16 protein-coding genes are annotated in these 18,296 nt (G+C 46.5%); 1 reads left to right on the top strand and 15 read right to left on the bottom strand.

All coding sequences use genetic code 11. The annotated features are described in order from the left end of the window. Nucleotides 1-27 precede the first annotated feature (27 nt). From ACUYLD_RS03420 to citZ, 15 genes are all read right to left on the bottom strand, one after another. On the bottom strand, nt 28-591 hold the full coding sequence (locus ACUYLD_RS03420) for a lytic transglycosylase domain-containing protein (protein ID WP_023987928.1): 564 nt from the start codon (nt 589-591) through the stop codon (nt 28-30). After that, nucleotides 588-1,184, bottom strand: coding sequence for a dephospho-CoA kinase (coaE, locus tag ACUYLD_RS03415; RefSeq protein ID WP_061828670.1), 597 nt, complete (start codon nt 1,182-1,184; stop codon nt 588-590). The genes ACUYLD_RS03420 and coaE overlap by 4 nt, the downstream gene beginning before the upstream one ends. Before the next feature lie 11 nt (nt 1,185-1,195). Beyond that, the gene (locus tag ACUYLD_RS03410; protein WP_446674414.1) at nt 1,196-1,987 is read right to left on the bottom strand and encodes an MntP/YtaF family protein; all 792 of its coding nucleotides are present in this window, start codon (nt 1,985-1,987) and stop codon (nt 1,196-1,198) included. 111 nt (nt 1,988-2,098) lie between these two features. Beyond that, entirely contained in the window at nt 2,099-2,929 is an 831-nt protein-coding gene (gene mutM, locus ACUYLD_RS03405) for a DNA-formamidopyrimidine glycosylase (RefSeq protein ID WP_446674413.1), read from the bottom strand. Between the two features lie 71 nt (nt 2,930-3,000). Beyond that, entirely contained in the window at nt 3,001-5,655 is a 2,655-nt protein-coding gene (gene polA, locus ACUYLD_RS03400; RefSeq protein WP_446674412.1) for a DNA polymerase I, read from the bottom strand. Nucleotides 5,656-5,832: 177 nt separating this feature from the next. Then, nucleotides 5,833-6,492: a phosphate signaling complex protein PhoU gene (gene phoU, locus ACUYLD_RS03395; protein ID WP_025721993.1), complete on the bottom strand. Its 660-nt coding sequence runs from the start codon at nt 6,490-6,492 to the stop codon at nt 5,833-5,835. 38 nt (nt 6,493-6,530) lie between these two features. Continuing rightward, nucleotides 6,531-7,289 carry a phosphate ABC transporter ATP-binding protein PstB gene (gene pstB, locus ACUYLD_RS03390; protein WP_029516628.1) on the bottom strand — a complete coding sequence of 253 codons (759 nt, stop codon included), beginning with the start codon at nt 7,287-7,289 and terminating at the stop codon, nt 6,531-6,533. A gap of 127 nt (nt 7,290-7,416) precedes the next feature. Then, nucleotides 7,417-8,541, bottom strand: coding sequence for a methyl-accepting chemotaxis protein (locus tag ACUYLD_RS03385; protein ID WP_446674411.1), 1,125 nt, complete (start codon nt 8,539-8,541; stop codon nt 7,417-7,419). A 159-nt stretch (nt 8,542-8,700) separates the two neighbouring features. Further along, entirely contained in the window at nt 8,701-9,432 is a 732-nt protein-coding gene (locus tag ACUYLD_RS03380) for a response regulator transcription factor (protein WP_013309604.1), read from the bottom strand. A gap of 128 nt (nt 9,433-9,560) precedes the next feature. Further along, nucleotides 9,561-11,363 (bottom strand): two-component system histidine kinase PnpS, encoded by a 1,803-nt coding sequence (gene pnpS, locus ACUYLD_RS03375; protein ID WP_446674410.1) that lies wholly within the window; start codon nt 11,361-11,363, stop codon nt 9,561-9,563. A 120-nt stretch (nt 11,364-11,483) separates the two neighbouring features. Next, on the bottom strand, nt 11,484-12,353 hold the full coding sequence (locus tag ACUYLD_RS03370; RefSeq protein WP_446674409.1) for an SDR family oxidoreductase: 870 nt from the start codon (nt 12,351-12,353) through the stop codon (nt 11,484-11,486). 216 nt (nt 12,354-12,569) lie between these two features. Next, nucleotides 12,570-12,986, bottom strand: coding sequence for a hypothetical protein (locus ACUYLD_RS03365; RefSeq protein ID WP_013370353.1), 417 nt, complete (start codon nt 12,984-12,986; stop codon nt 12,570-12,572). 318 nt (nt 12,987-13,304) lie between these two features. Further along, complete coding sequence (gene mdh / locus ACUYLD_RS03360) at nt 13,305-14,246, bottom strand: malate dehydrogenase (protein WP_061828678.1); 942 nt, start codon at nt 14,244-14,246, stop codon at nt 13,305-13,307. Between the two features lie 16 nt (nt 14,247-14,262). Further along, a complete protein-coding gene (gene icd / locus ACUYLD_RS03355) occupies nt 14,263-15,558 on the bottom strand; it encodes an NADP-dependent isocitrate dehydrogenase (RefSeq protein WP_069291602.1) in 1,296 nt (431 codons plus the stop codon). Nucleotides 15,559-15,709: 151 nt separating this feature from the next. Continuing rightward, nucleotides 15,710-16,822 carry a citrate synthase gene (citZ, locus tag ACUYLD_RS03350; RefSeq protein ID WP_028542893.1) on the bottom strand — a complete coding sequence of 371 codons (1,113 nt, stop codon included), beginning with the start codon at nt 16,820-16,822 and terminating at the stop codon, nt 15,710-15,712. A gap of 345 nt (nt 16,823-17,167) precedes the next feature. Between citZ and ytvI the strand changes: the two genes are divergently transcribed. Continuing rightward, nucleotides 17,168-18,286, top strand: coding sequence for a sporulation integral membrane protein YtvI (ytvI, locus tag ACUYLD_RS03345; protein WP_254349374.1), 1,119 nt, complete (start codon nt 17,168-17,170; stop codon nt 18,284-18,286). The last annotated feature ends 10 nt before the right edge of the window (nt 18,287-18,296 follow it).

Genomic DNA, 18,296 nt, shown 5'->3' with positions numbered 1-18,296 from the left:
AGGCTCATCATGTCATTAACTTGCCATTTAAAAATCATTATAAATTTTCGTGTATTGCCTGTAGTAATAAATGACCCGCTGTACATAATGTCGTGTCTCACCAAAAGGGATTTGCTTAATGGACTCTTCTTTTCCATCCCACACTCCCTTATCCAGCCACTCCTGAACTTTCCCTGGCCCTGCATTGTAAGCAGCTACGATTGCTACAGGATTATCCTGAAACTTCATGGATAGGTTATGCAAATACCAGGTTCCCAGCTCAATATTGGTGCCAGGCTCGTGCTTGACACTGTCCAGCGGAACCTTTTGAATCTGGGCACTGTCCATAATCCAATTTGCCGTATTCGGCATAATCTGCATCAGGCCCAGTGCACCCTTATGCGACTGCTTGCTGGTTTTAAAATTGGTTTCTACACGGATAATAGACGCCACCAAAAATGGGTCCACTTCATACGTTTGTGAATACTGCCGAATCTCATCCTTATATTGAATTGGATAGAACCAGGACATCCAATTTGAATTAAGGAACAGGATTAGGACAAACCCGACAAACAAAGTGAGCAGGACTCTTTTCTTTCGCAAAATATTCATGCAAGTCCCTTCCGCTGCCAAAATTGATCAATTTGTCGTTTCGTCTCAGTCTGTGTTCCGCTATTATCGATAACGATATCGGCCAAGCTTTTCTTTTGTTCAATATCCATTTGTGCGGACAGCCTAAGTCCAGCTTGCTCCTCCGTCAGACCGTCTCTGAGCATCAGACGCTGGAGCTGAATATCACGTGGTACGTACACAACCATAATCTCCTCGTACAAGCTCTCCAGCCCGGACTCGTACAATAACGGGATATCTGCCAAAACAAGCTTGTCCGGCTGTTCCCGTTCATATGCTTCCATGCGCATACGCATTTCCTCACGAATAGCAGGATGTGTAATATCGTTAAGTGCCTGCCGCTGGGCAGGGTCTCCGAATACAATCTCACCCAGTTTTTTGCGGTGCAGGGTTCCGTCATTGTTCACTATAGCTTGTCCAAAATGCTGTATGACCGCCGCCAGCACCGGATGCCCCGGAAGCATGACTTCCCGGGCAATGGCATCTGCGTCGATCAGCAGCGCACCTTTGGCGACCAAAAGAGCCGACACGGTGCTTTTTCCGGTAGCAATACCTCCGGTTAATCCGATATTCATGCTCTTTCACCTCATAACAGCTTCAATATGCCCATCATAATCAGTAATAATGCCGGCAATACACCCAGCGCCTTCATAAATCGAAATGCTGATAGAAAGAAGCCTGCCTTCATCCCTGCAATCAAAAATGTTCCACTGAATAACGTAATAGCCAGCGCAGTAGACAGTGGCTGAAAACCAAGCATAGCTGCCCCGAGTCCCGCTCCGAACGCATCGACCGATAATGCAATGCCCAGCCAAACCGCTTCGGTAGCAGATATACTGCCGGAACGGTCCATATCCGCAGCAGACGGACTTCGAAGAATCCGAATAACAAGTCCCCATTTGCGGAACTCCAGAGAAAATAGCGTTCGCTCCTGCTGCTCCACAGAAACTTCTGACGACAGGTCTTTTCTTGAGCTAAGGAAAGACTCTGTATCAGTATCCTCTATACTCTTCTTCTCCCCAAGAACAGATCTGCTCACTGGATCAGTCTGTTCTGTAAGAAGCAACCCCCGAGAGGCCTCCGCTGAATCCTCTGGCGAATCCTCTTTGCGGTGCAGAGCTTGAAACAAAGAGTAACAGCCGATACAGATCAGGATGACAGCGCCAAAAACGGTCGTATATACAGGAGACAGGACACGAGATAGTAACGCGCCCAATTGCATGGATATGCCAATCACCAAACCTGAACATACGGAGATGATAGCAATCGACAACAGTGGAATTTTCATTTTGCGCAGACCATATGTAACACCGACTCCGAAACTGTCCAAACTTAGCGCAAATGCCAGTAACAGCAGGCCTCCCCAATGATTAGCCACTCCAATTCCCTCCCATTGCGAAGGCAGGGCCTTATAACAACCGAAACCCTCCGCAGTATTGGTACTTGGAACAATATATGAGAGGGATGGGCTTGGGGTGACTGTGCCTGTTTAGCGCAGAGGCTGGCAGACCGGACAATGATGTGTGCCACGTCCGGCTACGACAGATTTTTCGATCAATGTGCCACAGTTAACGCAAGGCTTCGCGTTACGTCCATAGATTTGCAATTGATGCTGGAAGTCGCCCGTTTTACCCTGTCCATTAACGAACGATTTAATGGACGAGCCTCCAACCTGAATCGACGCACCCAGCGTGGAGACAATAGCTTCATGCAAGACATGAAATTGGCTATCCGTTAGGCTTTTGGCTGGCTGTGCTGGATGAATCCCCGCCTTAAACAACGATTCATCTACATAAATATTCCCGATGCCCACCACATATGACTGGTTTAACAGCGCTGCCTTGATCGAAGTCGAACGAGTTCCAACAGCAACACGCAGCATTTCGGGTGTAAAGGCCTCGTCCATCGGTTCCAAGCCGAGCTTGTTCAGCGGCTTTTCCAGCAAATCCTGTCCTGCCGGAAATAAGTGCATTGTGCCAAACTGACGCACATCCTGATAACGCAGCTCCGTACCATCTTTAAAATGAAAGATGACATGGGTATGCTTTTCCACAGGATCTTGTTGCGAATACAATCCATATCGCCCTTCCATTCGAAGATGGGAGACCAGCACCAGCCCGTCCAGCAAAATCCGCAGAAACTTTCCGCGTCTCTCAACCCCTGTAATCCGGTGATCGGCCAATTCCATCGCAAAAGCGTGGATATCATCGGGCCGTTGAATGATCCGCGGCAAATTAACGGTGACATGATCTATATGTTTATCAACGATAAGCTCGTTTAGCGTTCGTTTAATGGTTTCTACTTCCGGTAATTCCGGCATGATGTCTTCACCTCACCCTATATTATAACGGAAGCAGCGTCAAATTGGGACTATCTACTCATTGAAATATATTACTTGGCCTCATACCAATTGCTGCCATAGCTTACTTCGGCTTTGAGCGGCACAGCCAGCTTTAATGCGGCTTCCATGGTAGCCGGGACAAGCTCTTTCATCGTTTCCATTTCCTCAGGCGGAACCTCGAACACAAGCTCATCATGTACTTGGAGCAGCATTCTGCTGCGAAGTTTACGTTCACGTAAGGCCTCATCCATCTGTACCATCGCCAACTTGATAATATCGGCTGCGGTACCTTGAATCGGCGTATTCATCGCTGTACGCTCAGCGAATGAACGCAGGTTGAAATTGCTGGCGTTAATCTCCGGCAAATAGCGTCTGCGTTCCAACAGCGTTTTTACGTAGCCGTCCCGCTTCGCATCCTTCACAATATCATCCATGTAACGGCGAACGCCTTGGAACACATCAAAATACTGGTCGATAAAACGAGCCGCTTCCTTCCGCGTAATATTCAAATTTTGTGACAGACCATAATCACTGATCCCATAGACAATCCCAAAGTTGACTGCCTTCGCAGAACGCCGCATATTGGAGTCCACATCTTCCGCTGCTACCCCAAACACATCGGATGCGGTCTTGGTATGGATGTCCATATCGTGGACAAAGGCCTCCTTCAAACGTTCATCATCCGAAATATCAGCCAGCACCCGCAGCTCGATCTGTGAGTAGTCTGCCGCCAAAATAGACCAGCCCGGTTCGGACGGAACAAATACTTTGCGGATTTTGCGACCCTCTTCAAGACGAATCGGAATGTTTTGCAAATTCGGAAATTGACTGCTCAAGCGTCCAGTTGCTGCAACCGTCTGCCGGAAATACGTATGCACCTTACCCGTTTTCTCCGAAATTTCTTTCAGCAATCCTTCGACATACGTCGATTGGAGTTTGGCAATGGTGCGGTACTGCAAAATATTTTGCACAATATCATGATAGGGGGCCAGCTTTTCCAATACCTCCGCATCAGTCGAGTACCCCGTTTTCGTCTTTTTAATGACAGGTAAACCCAGTTTATCAAACAAAATCTCACCCAACTGCTTGGGCGAATTCAGATTAAACTCTACTCCAGCAATGCTGTAGATTTCACCCACCAAGGTTGCAATCTGGGCTTCAAATTCTTTCCCCAAAGCGCGCAGTTCTTCTACGTTCACCAAAATGCCCTGCTTCTCCATATCCGCCAAAATGCGGGACAACGGCATCTCCAGCTCATGAAACAGCTTGTGCATTTCCGTTTTTTCCAGCTCCGCCTGCTGTACAGGCACCAAAGCTTCAATCACCGCTGCCTTACGCGCCACATGATCGGACAGTACAGCCACGTCAGGAACTTTATATTTAGCTCCTTTACCGAACACTTCTTCGTCTGGACGGATCGAAGACAAACCATATTTGGCTGCCAATCCGCTCAATGTCTGGTTTGCATCGGTCGGGTCCAGCAAGTACCCTGCCAGTTGCACATCAAACTCGGCCCCTGCAAACTCAATTCCATGCCAGTGTAAAGCCAAATCCGTACGATGCAGATCATGACCACGTTTTTTGCGTTCAGGGTCAGCAAGCCATTCGCGAATAGATGAAGCTGCATCGCTTTGCAGTACATCCAGTGTCATAAAAAACTGCTGTCCCGTTGCGGCAAATATCAGACCTACGATGTCAGCATGATGCGGATTATCACCATGCGTCTCTACATGCAGCACATCCACATGATCCAACACTTCTACCAATTCGCTAATCCGCTGCTCATCCAGCACTGTTACGTCAGCCGCGGCTTCCTCTACGTCTACCCCAGTACTCCCAACCTCACCTGAAAAGGATAAACGCTCCAGCAAGGACTTGAACTCTAGCTTCGCCAGAGCTGGCCCGGCCGTTTCTGCTTGCAACCCGCCAAAAGCCACATCTTCCAGCTGCTTGTCCAACGTTACATCCCGATAAATGGTCGCCAAATCTTTGCTCATTCGTGCATCATCAGCATGTGTCTCTACGCGTTCTTTCATTTTGCCCTTCAGCTCATTCGTGTGCGCCAGCACTTCTTCAACTGAACCGTATTGATGCAGCAGCTTGAGCGCTGTTTTTTCACCCACGCCGGGAATACCAGGAATATTGTCTGACGTATCGCCCATCAGACCCTTAAGGTCAATAATTTGCAGCGGCTTCAGGCCATATCGTTCCTGAATTTGCTCAGGTCCATACGTCTCCACCTCAGTAACCCCTTTGCGGGTCAAGCCGACTGTGACATGGTCTGAAGCCAATTGAAGCATATCCTTGTCCCCGGTCACGACCAGCACATTGAAACCGGCTTCGTCCGCTGTCTTGGAGAGGGTCCCTATAATATCGTCCGCCTCATAGCCATCCAGTTCAAACTGAGCAATGCCGAAAGCGGTCAATAGCTCTTTCAGCAACGGAAATTGCTGGGACAGCTCTGGCGGTGTTTTCTCCCGTCCACCTTTGTAATCCTCGTATCCTTTATGGCGAAACGTTATTTTACCAGCATCGAAGGCAACCAGAATATGTGTTGGTTTGTGCTCCTCCAAGAGCCGCAATAACATCGTCGTAAATCCGTACACCGCGTTCGTCTGCTGCCCGCTCGAATTCGTTAACGGTGGCATAGCAAAAAACGCCCGGTAAATGATACTGTTACCATCTATAAGCATGAGTTTATCCATTTAGCACCTCGCAAGTTCATCAATGCATTCGTAACGTTCTTACGTTTTACGCATTCCTCTTCCTATCTTAACATACAAGACTCCTTTTTCAGAAAAAAACGGCTGCTTCCTAACCAAATTTGCCTTTTGCTCAAAGACAAGTCTGGGTCAGAAACAACCGCTATATACCTGAAAGCTCTACTGGTTCAAATCTGGTCTCTCCCCTGTCACGAGATATACAGTGCTTTCACCGATATTCGTAGCATGGTCACCAATTCGTTCAATGTATCGTCCTACAAGCAACTGCAGCATGGCTTGTGAAGCCTCTGCCGGCTTTTCTACCATAAAGGCATACAGATCGCTGATCATGTGGCTATACATGGAATCCACACGATCATCCTCTTTGGCCATTTTGTAGGCCAGATCTGTATTTTCATCCAAATAGGATTTGATCGCATCATCTATCATTTCTTTAACAATGGAAGCCATGTGCGGAATATCCACCAGCGGCTTAATGATCTGCTGCCCTTCCAAGCGAAGTGTCACTTTGGCAATATCAAGCGCCAAATCGCCCATTCGTTCCAGATCACTGGAAATTTTAAATGCAACAATGATCCGGCGCAAATCCTTCGCTACCGGCTGCTGGGTAATAATGAGCTTGGAACCCATATCGAGAATATTCTCTTCCAGCGTATTGAGGGATGCATCATTTTTGACCACTTGCTGAGCCAATTCTGTATTTTTGGTCTGCAAACATTCAATGGCCTGATCGAGCGCCTTCGAAACGTGTGCACCCATTTCGCGCAGTACGGCTCTCAGTTCATCTAACCCTTCATCAAAACCTTTTCTACGTATCATTTCGAAGTCACCCCTTCTGGCATATTCATCTGTAGGCTTTAGCCAAATCGCCCTGAAATATAATCTTCTGTACGTGAATCTTGCGGCGTGGAAAACATCGTCTGCGTATCCGCCGCTTCCACCACAACACCATTCAAAAAGAACGCAGTTCGACCGGACACACGCGCTGCCTGATGCATGTTATGCGTCACCATGACAATGGTATACGTGTCTCGCAATTCCTGAACCAGTTCTTCAATTTTCATCGTGGAGATCGGATCCAGCGCAGATGTCGCCTCGTCCATAAGCAAAATATCTGGCTGTACAGCAAGCGCCCGGGCAATGCACAACCGTTGCTGTTGTCCACCGGATAAACTCAGAGCAGAACGCTTCAGAAAATCCTTGACCTCTTCCCAAAGTGCCGCCTGCCGCAGGCTTTGCTCAACCAATTCGTCCAACTTGTCCTTTTGCCGAACTCCATGCAGACGCGGGCCGTAGGCCACGTTATCATAAATCGATTTGGGAAATGGGTTAGGCTGTTGAAAAACCATTCCCACCTGCTTACGCAGAGTTTCTACTTCCATAGTATCGCCGTATATATCCTGACCTGCGATACTCACAGTGCCTTCAATACGCGTTCCCGGTATCATATCATTCATCCGGTTCAGCGTACGCAGCAGGGTTGATTTGCCGCAGCCGGACGGGCCGATGAAGGCAGTTACCGTTTTTTCAGGAATATCGAGGTTTATATGTTTCAGCGCGTGAAATTTCTCATAATATAAATTCAGCTTATCGATCCGGATTACGGAATCATTCATGGATTTATGATCTCCTTCGTGTTGCAGTTATGATCCTCAAGCATTGCACCTGATTTGCACAATATGAAGATTATATAAGCTGTGTGTAAATTTAGTGTGGTGGATTTGTTAACGGTATGTAAAATGATCAAGAACTTAGCATGAGCTCAAGCTCCTGCGCAATTTCGGCTGCATTCAAAGCCGCTTCCTCTGCGGAACGGGACATTTCGCTGTTTTTGGCTTCAATTTCGTTGACAGCCTGCAGTAGTTTGGCAAAAGTTTGTGTTCCGGCAGAAATATATTGAGAGCCTGTATGAATCTGCTGCATACTCGTATCCGTCAGTTCAGCGGTGTCACGCAGCATTTGCTCGATATGGGTGAGTAAGCCTGTAATCTGCGTGGAAAAGGCTTTCGTCTGGAGTGACATATTCCGCACCTCCTGAGACACAATCTGGAAGCCTCGTCCGTGTTCGCCAGCATGCGCCGCTTCAATGGACGCGTTGATCGCCAGCAGTCCGCTATGATCTGCCAGTGCACGAATGGATGAGGCCATGCGCGCAATGTCATTCAGCGATTGGGTCAACGCCGTCATCTGCTCATGCTGGCGCTTCATTTGCTCCGTGACTGCACGATAGGAGAGCAAAACATCCTCCAGTTCTACTTTGCCACGACGGGATAATTCACTCATTGAGCGGGTTAGCCGCACACTGTCGTCGGCCTCTTTAGCTGCATCCAGCACAGTCAGCTGAATACGCTGGACTCCGTCATAGCTATGCCGAATCACATCGCCCCGCTCTTCGTCTGCTTCTCTTTGCATTCGCTGCACGACGGACAGGATATCACGAATCGTGAGTACGCCGAGTAACCGTGTTCCTTCCTTAATCAACACACAATCGTAAAAACGCTGATCTTCGCGCAGCATCGCCAGTTCCACAATGTCCGATGCCTGGCTTTTCAGATCCACAATTAATGTATCGGGGTCGGCAAATATGGCCGCAGGCTTATCATAGAACAACGCCGCAGCAAATCTGCCCGTAAAATGGCGATTGTACGCATCTCTCATAATAATGCCCAATGGAAGATCATTTTTATCCACAACAATGACACAAGGAATATCCTCCTGTGTTTTCATAAGCGCTAACAGTTCTTTACAAGTCATATCCGTACCAATGATCGGAACCTCCCGGCATGGCACATAGGTAGTAATCGGCTTGTATGCTTCACGTTCAATCACGGCAGTGGAACTCGGCTGGGTCTTTGGTTCCGTTATCATCGTTCTGAAGTCCCCTTTTTTTAACTACTTGGAGTGACGGGAACATCATATCGGTCATTTGTTGATTCTAGCGTCTATTTTTGTTAATGAAATGTAAAATCACGAAATGGACACAAAAGTCGTCAGACACTTCCCTGGATAAAGAAAAACGCTCCTCATTTATAATAAATGAGAAGCGCTTCTTTTTTTATTTACAACCAGCTTGTACCCCACTCCACGGATCGAATCGATATGAACCGAGTCGGGATCCAGCTCCAGCTTTTTACGTAAGGAACTGACGTGCACATCCACGGTTCGTTGACCGCCAATGTAGTCAAAACCCCAGACAGCATTCATCAGATCATCCCGAGTCAATACCACACCCGGCTTGCGGGACAAATAAAGAAGTACCTCAAATTCCTTTGGTCTGAGGCTGATGGACTGACCTCCAAGAATGACCTCATATTTCTCAGGGTAAATCTCCAGCTCGCCCAGTTGAATTTTGGAGCTATCTTTCTGATCAGACAGCACTCCTTCATCCCCGCCGGAAGTTCTTCGCAGCACAGCCGTTACACGGGCCAACAGCTCAGAAACGCCAAAAGGCTTCGTGATGTAATCATCTGCACCCGACTTCAGCCCTTGGACAACCTCGGCCTCGCCGTTTTTGGCCGTTAAAATAATGATAGGCGTTGTCAGCCCCTGATGGCGAAGTCTGCTCAGAATGTCCAGTCCGTTCATTCCCGGCAGCATCAAATCCAGCAGGATCAAATCGTAGGACTCTCTGGAGGCTTTTTCAAACCCTGCACTGCCATGATCCTCCGTGTCCACTTCGAAGCCTTCTTGTATCAAATTGTAGGATAGCAATCTGGCAAGCGTTGGTTCATCCTCAATAACCAGCAAGCGTTGTCCCATAAATAACTTCATCTCCTGTTTACCTGTTAAAGGCGCATTGGTCAAAATCCTGAAACCTTTTCCATACTCATGCGACACCCGTTTATTTTATCACGGCATTGTTAAGAGAATGTAAAAAAGGTTATAGTTCATTCTTCCTGTTGCAATAGCGGTAATTCAACTGTAAATGTGGTACCCAATCCAAGCTCACTTTCCACCGAAAGGGTGCCATGATGCAAATCGATCAAGTGTTTGACGATCGACAGTCCCAGTCCCGTTCCTCCAGAGTTGCGCGAGCGTCCTTTGTCCACCCGATAAAAGCGTTCAAAGATACGTGGCAGGTCCTTCTTTGGAATTCCAATACCTGTATCACTGACTGTAAATACGACCTTTTCCGTGTCATTCTCCCGCTGGATCGTTAAAACCTTAATCTTTACCTTGCCACCATCAAGTGTATAGTTGATACCATTAGACAAAAGGTTCAAGAAAATCTGCTGAAGCTTATCTTCATCTGCCTCCATAAACAGCTCATCCGGGATATCCATGTGCAGCGTAATTCTTTTTTTGGCAGCTACATTGTTCAGTTTTTCCAGCAATGATTCTATGAACGACGAAACGTGCACTGGCGAGCAATCCAGCGGAGAACGCTTGGATTCAATTTTGGATAGCTCCAAAATGTCACCGATCAGCCGATTCAATCGTTCGCTTTCATCATATATAATTTGCAAAAATGAACGGGCCGTCTCCTCATCTTTAACCCCGCCACCGAGTAACGTCTCGGCAAAACCCTTGACTGCGGCAATTGGTGTTTTTAGCTCATGAGAAACGTTTGCCACAAATTCGCTCCGCATATTTTCCAACCGTCGAATAGCCGTAATATCCTGTAAAAGGAACAGCATCCCCCGGTATCCGCCTTCATCCTCATACATCGGAACACCATCCAGCAACACGAGTCTTTCCTCGGGATTGTACAAATGAACCTCACCATGCAGCCTTTCTCGGCTTTGTATGCTGCCCTCAATTAGCTTTGTGAGCTCATAGTGCTTCTTCAGCTCATGATACGGCTTGTCCGTCACCCGTTTACCCACGACACCGAGCATTCGCTCAGACTCACGGTTTACAAGCGCAATAGACTCACTTGCATCAATCATTAGAATCCCGCCTGTCATATTACTCATGACGCTCTGGAGTAGATCCTCATTGTCACGTATCGTTTTCATTTGGTTTTGAAGACTGTCAGCCATACGATTAATGGCTTCCCCCAGTTGCCCTACTTCGTCCCGGCGCTGCACACCAACCCTTGCGTCATAATCCAGTCCTGAAATGCGGTTGGCTACCCCTGTAATATGCTCAATAGGCGAGGTCAGACTGCGGGCAATACGATAGCTCACCAATCCAGCAGCAAGAAATAGCAACACGAGTCCAATCCCGATAGCCGTCCAGCCGCGGCGTACTCCCTCCTCCACCGCTTTCAGACTCATGGACAAACGGATATATCCGTCAAAGCCCTTGTCCGATACAACAGGCTCTGCAACGTATAGCATGTTCCGTTGCAAGGTTTCGCTGTAACGAATCGTGCGTCCGATTCTCTCTGTTGAGGCTTGCTGAATTTCTTCACGAGATGCGTGGTTTTCCATCTTACGCGGATCGCTTAACGAATCGCCAACCACCGTCCCGTCCTTGCGAATGAAGGTCACCCGCGATTCCGTCAGACGGGCAATTTCCTTCGCCTTTTGAGAATAATAAGATACATAATCCGTACTGGACAGGGCATCTGCATTCACAAAAGGGAATGTAGCGCGAAGCAGGTCGATCTCCCGTCCCATGTTCTCCTCTAGCACCTTCATATTCGAATTTTTAAAGATTTGTCCCATCGTGATTCCAGCAGCAAGGACAGATACGCCAATCAAAATCAGCATGATCAGGGTAAGCCTGAAACGAAACGATTTCATAAAATATGCCCATCCTTTATGTAAGTTAAGTCTCATTCTACAGGCTACCTTCATTATGTTCCACTGTGAAAAGAAAAAAGGGCCAGGGCATAACACGGCCCCAGCCTTTCCTTTGTCCTCTTATCCGTTTATAACTTCACCGCCATTGATATGAATAACCTGCCCGCTTACATATGAAGAATCATCAGAAGCAAGGTACACATAGGCTGGCGCCAATTCTTCCGGCTGACCCGGACGCTTCATTGGCTGTGCTCCTCCAAACTCGCTGACCGTCTTGGCATCAAAGGTAGACGGGATTAGCGGCGTCCAGATTGGCCCTGGTGCTACAGCGTTCACCCGAATACCTTGATCCGCCAAATTGAGTGAAAGGGAACGAGTAAAGGATGTGATTGCCCCTTTGGTCGAAGAATAGTCAATGAGTGTCTTGTTCCCAGCGTACGCGGTAATCGATGTTGTATTGACGATTGTGCTCCCTTTCTTCAAATGCGGCAATGCTGCTTGCGTCAGGAAGAACATACCGAAAATATTCGTACGGAACGTGCGCTCCAACTGTTCCTTGGTGATATCCTCCAGCTTTTGTTGTGGATGTTGCTCTGCCGCATTGTTCACGACAATGTCGAGCTTGCCCAACTCGTTAACCGTCTGTTGAACCGCTTTTTTGGCAAATTGGTCATCTCCGATATCCCCAGGAATCAATACGCATTTGCGCCCCTCCTGCTCTACCTGACGTTTTGTTTCTTCCGCGTCCTTATGCTCATTCAAGTAGATGATAGCTACGTCCGCACCTTCTTTGGCATACGTGACAGCTACAGCCCGTCCAATTCCACTGTCCCCACCAGTAATAAGTGCAACTTTACCTGTTAGCTTGCCAGCGGCTTTATAAGTTGGTTTTTCAAATTGAGGTGCAGGCGTCATTTTAGATTCAATCCCCGGTTGCTGGTCCTGATGCTGTGGGGGCAAAGTTTGCTGAGGTTGGTTACTTTTAGCCATTGTACATTCTCCCTTCAAAATTAGATATTTTTTAGGATGCAACATTTGCATCCACTCTACTCCTGATTTACCACACAAAGTTATTCGTTAAACGAAAAAAGAAAAATGTAGTTATTTGAGTGCACAAAAAAACGGCCTATGCTTATTCAGCACAGACCGTTTTTTTCAATTTAGCATTTGTCATCATTGGATTATAGGCTCTCACCAAATGCATAATTAAATAATATGGCTGTATACCATTAAAATCGTAATTAGAATCATGAAGACAGCCAGCAGCGTGCTGAACATCCGCATTTTACCAGCGTATTGCGTAATCGGCTGTTGGTTACGAACCGCTTCCAGTGACAAGCGTAATGGCTTACCCATAGCACCAGCAATACCAGAAATGGCAAGAAACAACACCAACACAACAACGATCCATGCTACCGAATAAGAATCCCAAACAAAAATCATATAGATGCCGCTAATAAGTACAAGAATCAGTGCAAATTGAGCCAGACGGTTTAATAGCTGTACAGCCGATATCGTCCCTTCCTGCGCACTTGGAGCCAATTTGTCGATTTTGCCCACAACGAAGGGGAGCAATAAATAAAAACCCATCGCCAGTGATCCAATAATGTGAATAAAAAACATTCTTTATAACCTCCATTTCTTTGTTTTCTCACAAACTCTTTTTCCATAGAACGATCATATTCCAACGAATGACTACCATCTTTTCAGTGTTTTGGGACATGCTTTTCTATGTCAGGATTTTGCAAAATCTTCATGTAACTATCCATGCATATGAACTCTATTATACCGGGGAAGTGGTCCAAAGCAAAGGAAATAAGGAAGAAAACGAATAGATTCCTTATATTCCGTTTAAAAGTAAAAGAGGTGTCCGATGGCCATGGCTATGGCTTGGGAACACCTCTTCAAGTAAAAGTATACCGTTTTAGTAGAAAATTGAATCTATACAGTAACTATTTTAATCACACTGCGGACCGATTCAGCGGATTGATCGAGCGCTGCTTTTTCTTCGGCTGTCAATTCCAACTCGAACACTTTTTCGATACCATTACCGCCAAGAAGTGTCGGTACGCCAAGGAACAAATCCTGATAGCCGTACTCTCCCTCCAGATAGGCAATGACTGGGATAATCCGTTTTTTATCTTTTACAATCGCTTCTGTCATCTGTGCAAGCGAAGCTGCCGGTGCATAATATGCGCTACCATTACCCAACAGGTTGACGATCTCACCGCCACCACCGCGTGTCCGTTGTACGATCGCTTCGATACGTTCCTGCGAAATCAGGGTTTCGATAGGTATACCTCCAACGCTGGAATAGCGTACCAGGGGCACCATATCATCACCGTGACCACCCATAACGAAGCCGCGTACGTCTTCGACGGAAACGTTCAGTTCTTGTGCAATAAAGGTACAATATCGCGCTGTATCCAGCACACCTGATTGGCCAATAACCCGATTTTTCGGGAACCCAAGCGTTTGATAAGCAGTATAGGTCATAGCATCTACAGGATTACTCAGAATAATGACGATAGAATCGGGCGCATACTTCTTCACGTTCTCACAAACGGATTTTACAATTCCTGCGTTCGTATTTACCAAATCATCACGGCTCATACCCGGCTTGCGTGCAATCCCGGCAGTAATAATGACGATATCCGAGTTAGCTGCATCCTCGTAACTGGAAGTGCCCGTGATCTGGCTGTCAAATCCCTGTACCGGACCGGCCTCCAAAATATCAAGCGCCTTGCCTTTGGTCGGATTCTCTAGTTGCGGAATATCGATCAGTACGATATCACCTAGCTCCTTTTGAGCCAGCAGCAATGCGGTAGTGGCACCGGTAAAACCGGCGCCAACAATGGATATTTTTTTACGTTGAATGGACAAGTGGTATTCCCCTTCCTTACAGGTTACTAATAATGGTATCTGCGAACTCGGAGCATTTCACTTGTGTAGCACCATCCATCAGACGAGCAAAGTCATAAGTTACAATCTTCTTATTAATGGACGTCTCCAGCCCTTTATAAATCAGGTCAGCCGCTTCTTTCCAACCCAAGTGTTCAAGCAACATTACGCCCGACAGAATTACGGAACCAGGGTTCACTACGTCTTTGTCTGCGTATTTTGGAGCTGTACCATGTGTAGCTTCAAAGATAGCATGCCCTGTTACATAGTTAATGTTTGCACCTGGCGCAATACCAATTCCACCAACTTGGGCAGCAAGAGCATCGGACAGATAGTCCCCGTTCAGGTTGAGCGTAGCAATTACATCAAATTCAGAAGGACGAGTCAGTACTTGCTGAAGTGCAATATCAGCAATCGCATCCTTAATAATGATTTTGCCTGCATCTTCAGCTGCTTTTTGAGCTGCATTTGCCGCATCCTCACCGTCTTTTTCCTTGATTACATCATATTGGGCCCAAGTAAATACTTTATCTGCAAATTCTTCCTCAGCCACTTCATAACCCCAGTTTTTGAAGGCGCCCTCGGTAAATTTCATAATGTTACCTTTGTGTACGAGCGTTACACTCTTGCGTCCGTGGTCAACAGCATACTGAATGGCTGCCCGTACCAGACGCTTTGAACCCTCGGAAGAAACTGGCTTAATGCCAATACCAGAGGTTTCAGGGAAACGAATTTTGTTCACACCCAGCTCTTGTTGGAGGAACTGAATAACCTTTTTCACGTCTTCGGACCCTTCGGCATACTCGATCCCCGCGTAAATATCTTCTGTGTTCTCACGGAAAATAACCATGTCTACCAATTCAGGACGTTTCACTGGAGAAGGAACACCGTTAAAATAACGAACAGGACGCAGACATACGTATAAATCCAGTTCTTGCCGCAATGCCACATTCAACGAACGGATACCACCGCCAATAGGTGTCGTAAGTGGACCTTTGATGGCTACAATATACTCACGGATGGCTTCCAAAGTATCGTTAGGGAGCCATTCGCCGTATGTATTGAAAGCTTTCTCACCAGCGAATACTTCATACCAGGCAATCTTTTTGCTGCCGTTATATGCTTTTTCTACAGCTGCGTCCAGTACGCGCTTGGAAGCTTTCCAGATATCGCGACCCGTGCCGTCACCTTCGATAAACGGAATTACCGGATGGTTCGGAACCCGTAGTTGACCGTTATCAATCGTAATCTTTTCGCCTTCAGTTGGGAGCTCAAACTTTTCAAATTTCGCCATAAGTTCCTTTTCCTCCTCAGATATGAATGGGTACAGGACGAAAGACATGATCTTTATCACAGACAAAAACGTACATCTCTCGTCGTCCCCTCTATTGTACCTTATTTTTTAAATTCAGGGTATACAACCTCAATCTTCCTTCAACAAAGGGTTAGCGCAACTCTGGTGATACATATTTTTGATCCATTGGACCTGTATATTCGGCGCGAGGACGAATCAGGCGGTTATTTTCATACTGCTCTAAAATGTGTGCGGTCCACCCGGATACACGACTCACAGCAAAAATAGGTGTAAACAGGTCTCTCTTAATACCCAGCTGGGTATACACAGAGGCAGAATAAAAATCCACATTGGGCTTCAAGCCTTTTTGCCCTGTTACAATTCCTTCAATTCGAACTGACATATCAAACAACGTTGTGTCGCCGTTCATTTCCCCCAGCTCGCGGGACATTTTGTGCAAATGCTTGGCACGTGGATCACCGTTTTTATAGACTCGGTGTCCAAAGCCCATAATTTTTTCGCGGTTATCCAGTTTCGCCTGAATATAGGAGTCCACCTGATCCAAGCCACCAATCTCCTCCAGCGTTTTGGCCACAGCCTCATTGGCCCCACCATGCAGTGGTCCTTTTAAAGCTCCAATAGCAGACGTGATTCCGGAATAAATATCCGACAATGTGGCTACCGTTACACGCGCAGCAAAGGTAGACGCATTTAATTCATGATCGGCGTGCAACACGAGAGCCTGATTGAACGCTTTAATAGCCGTCTCCTCTGGATCCTTGCCAGTCAGCTGATACAAAAAGTTTTCAGCGATGGAAATACCTTTTTTAGGCGCAATCGGCTCCAAGCCCTCGCGTATACGTGCTATAGCTGCCACAATGGTAGGCAATTGCGCCTGAAGCTTGACGGTTTTGGTCACATTAGACTCTCTCGACATATCATCCGCCTCTGGGTCATACAAAGCGAGAGACGATACGGCTGACCTCAAGGCAGCCATCGTGCTCAAATTTTTCGGATATAACTTTAATTGAGTAACAATTTCATCCGGAATAGCAGCGTATTCGCTTAACTGGTTGCGAAGCTCCTGCAATTGCTCTTTATCAGGTAATTTTCCAAACCACAACAAATAAGCTACCTCTTCAAAATCGGCGTTAACAGCCAAATCATCAATGTTATAACCCCGGTACGTGAGAACGCCATCTACGATAGAGCTTATGGAGGAAGTGGTCGCTACGATCCCTTCCAGACCTTTAGTCGCTGTCATCGTTACATCTCTCCTTTGTAAAAACATTGTGAACGGACTTGCAATGTAAACATTTTCAAAAGTAAGATATGTCTTTTAAATAGCTGAGTAATGTTAACGCCATATGTCAATATTTAAACCTTCTTTCACTATACTGGATTTTGTCGTTTATGTGAACATTGAGGGCTATTCCAACACATTCAAATGTTTTATCGCTTCCATAAATAAATTTTTGAAACCCCTTACAAAAAATATTGATTCATTTGCACTTTTTTACACAGGTCTTGTCTTCCCCCTTTCCCGCATATGTATAGTAGAGCATTTATTTTATGAAAAACTATCGTAAAAGAAAGGAGCCGTGAAAGCTTGAGCCGGTTAATCCTGAATCGCATATTTCGTGCTCTATGGGTGGCAATCGTGATTGTAGCTCTGTTACTGGGCATATATGTGCTTTTCCCTCTCGTCTATCCTTTCCTATTCGCCTGGCTTGTGGCTTATGCCATGAATCCACTGGTTGGTTTTCTGCGTAGCAAAGCCCGTATGCCACGTTGGACGGCTGTCACGGTCTCATTATTTGTATATTTAGGTGGAATTGCAATTATCCTATCTGCGGCAATCACCCGCATGGTCCGAGAAGTTATAAAGTTGGCCATGACTTTTGACGGACATATTGAGCGTTTTAAAAGTCTGTTTATCGATTGGACACAAAGTGATTTGATTCAAAACATAATTATTGAAATTAACCATTTCATCCGGGATAATCCGGATTACCAACATACCATTAACAGTAACATTGATAAGACAACTCAAACTGTCAGTTCGGCTGTCACTACGCTAGTCGCTCAATTTTTTAATGGAGTTTTGAACTTGCTGACCTCTCTGCCTAATATGGGAGCAGTTCTAATGGTTATCGTATTAGCAGCCTTTTTTATTAGTAAGGATTGGGACCGACATAGTCGGATGCTCTCAAACACGATTCCTGATACGATTCGCAAGCCATTGTCGGATATATGGCACGATTTGCGTAAAGCACTGTACGGCTATTTGCGTGCACAGTTCATTATCATCTCCATTACGGCATTAACGGTCATTGTTGGGCTGTTCATATTGCGTGTGGAATCCGCCTTTACCATCGGTTTGATGATCGGGTTGGTGGACTTGCTACCTTATTTGGGGGTTGGCATTGTGATGATTCCGTGGATACTGTATGCGTATATGTCTGGTAATTTGGCACTAGGGGTAGGATTGTCGATCCTTTATATTATCCTGTTGATTGGACGACAGATCGTGGAGCCTAAGGTGCTGGCCAGCAGCGTGGGCTTGAACCCGCTTCCCACCCTCATCGGTATGTTCATCGGGCTCAAGCTGTTTGGCGTTTTAGGACTAATTATCGGACCTGTATCACTCATTGTCATTGATGCACTGAATCGCGCGAATGTCATTCAGGACTTGCGCAACTATATTCTCGCTGGAAGAGTCCGCTAGATCACGGATA

The sequence above is a fragment of the Paenibacillus sp. SER-28 genome, assembly GCF_052906305.1.
This window is presented reverse-complemented; position numbering and strand designations above follow the sequence as displayed.

Excerpts from the sequence above, each read along its gene's own strand:
- ACUYLD_RS03420 (WP_023987928.1), bottom strand. The coding sequence starts at position 591 with ATGAATATTTTGCGAAAGAAAAGAGTCCTGCTCACTTTGTTTGTCGGG.
- coaE (WP_061828670.1), bottom strand. The coding sequence starts at position 1,184 with ATGAATATCGGATTAACCGGAGGTATTGCTACCGGAAAAAGCACCGTG.
- mutM (WP_446674413.1), bottom strand. The coding sequence starts at position 2,929 with ATGCCGGAATTACCGGAAGTAGAAACCATTAAACGAACGCTAAACGAG.
- polA (WP_446674412.1), bottom strand. The coding sequence starts at position 5,655 with ATGGATAAACTCATGCTTATAGATGGTAACAGTATCATTTACCGGGCG.
- phoU (WP_025721993.1), bottom strand. The coding sequence starts at position 6,492 with ATGATACGTAGAAAAGGTTTTGATGAAGGGTTAGATGAACTGAGAGCC.
- pstB (WP_029516628.1), bottom strand. The coding sequence starts at position 7,289 with ATGAATGATTCCGTAATCCGGATCGATAAGCTGAATTTATATTATGAG.
- ACUYLD_RS03385 (WP_446674411.1), bottom strand. The coding sequence starts at position 8,541 with ATGATAACGGAACCAAAGACCCAGCCGAGTTCCACTGCCGTGATTGAA.
- ACUYLD_RS03380 (WP_013309604.1), bottom strand. The coding sequence starts at position 9,432 with ATGGGACAACGCTTGCTGGTTATTGAGGATGAACCAACGCTTGCCAGA.
- pnpS (WP_446674410.1), bottom strand. The coding sequence starts at position 11,363 with ATGAAATCGTTTCGTTTCAGGCTTACCCTGATCATGCTGATTTTGATT.
- ACUYLD_RS03370 (WP_446674409.1), bottom strand. The coding sequence starts at position 12,353 with ATGGCTAAAAGTAACCAACCTCAGCAAACTTTGCCCCCACAGCATCAG.
- ACUYLD_RS03365 (WP_013370353.1), bottom strand. The coding sequence starts at position 12,986 with ATGTTTTTTATTCACATTATTGGATCACTGGCGATGGGTTTTTATTTA.
- icd (WP_069291602.1), bottom strand. The coding sequence starts at position 15,558 with ATGGCGAAATTTGAAAAGTTTGAGCTCCCAACTGAAGGCGAAAAGATT.
- citZ (WP_028542893.1), bottom strand. The coding sequence starts at position 16,822 with ATGACAGCGACTAAAGGTCTGGAAGGGATCGTAGCGACCACTTCCTCC.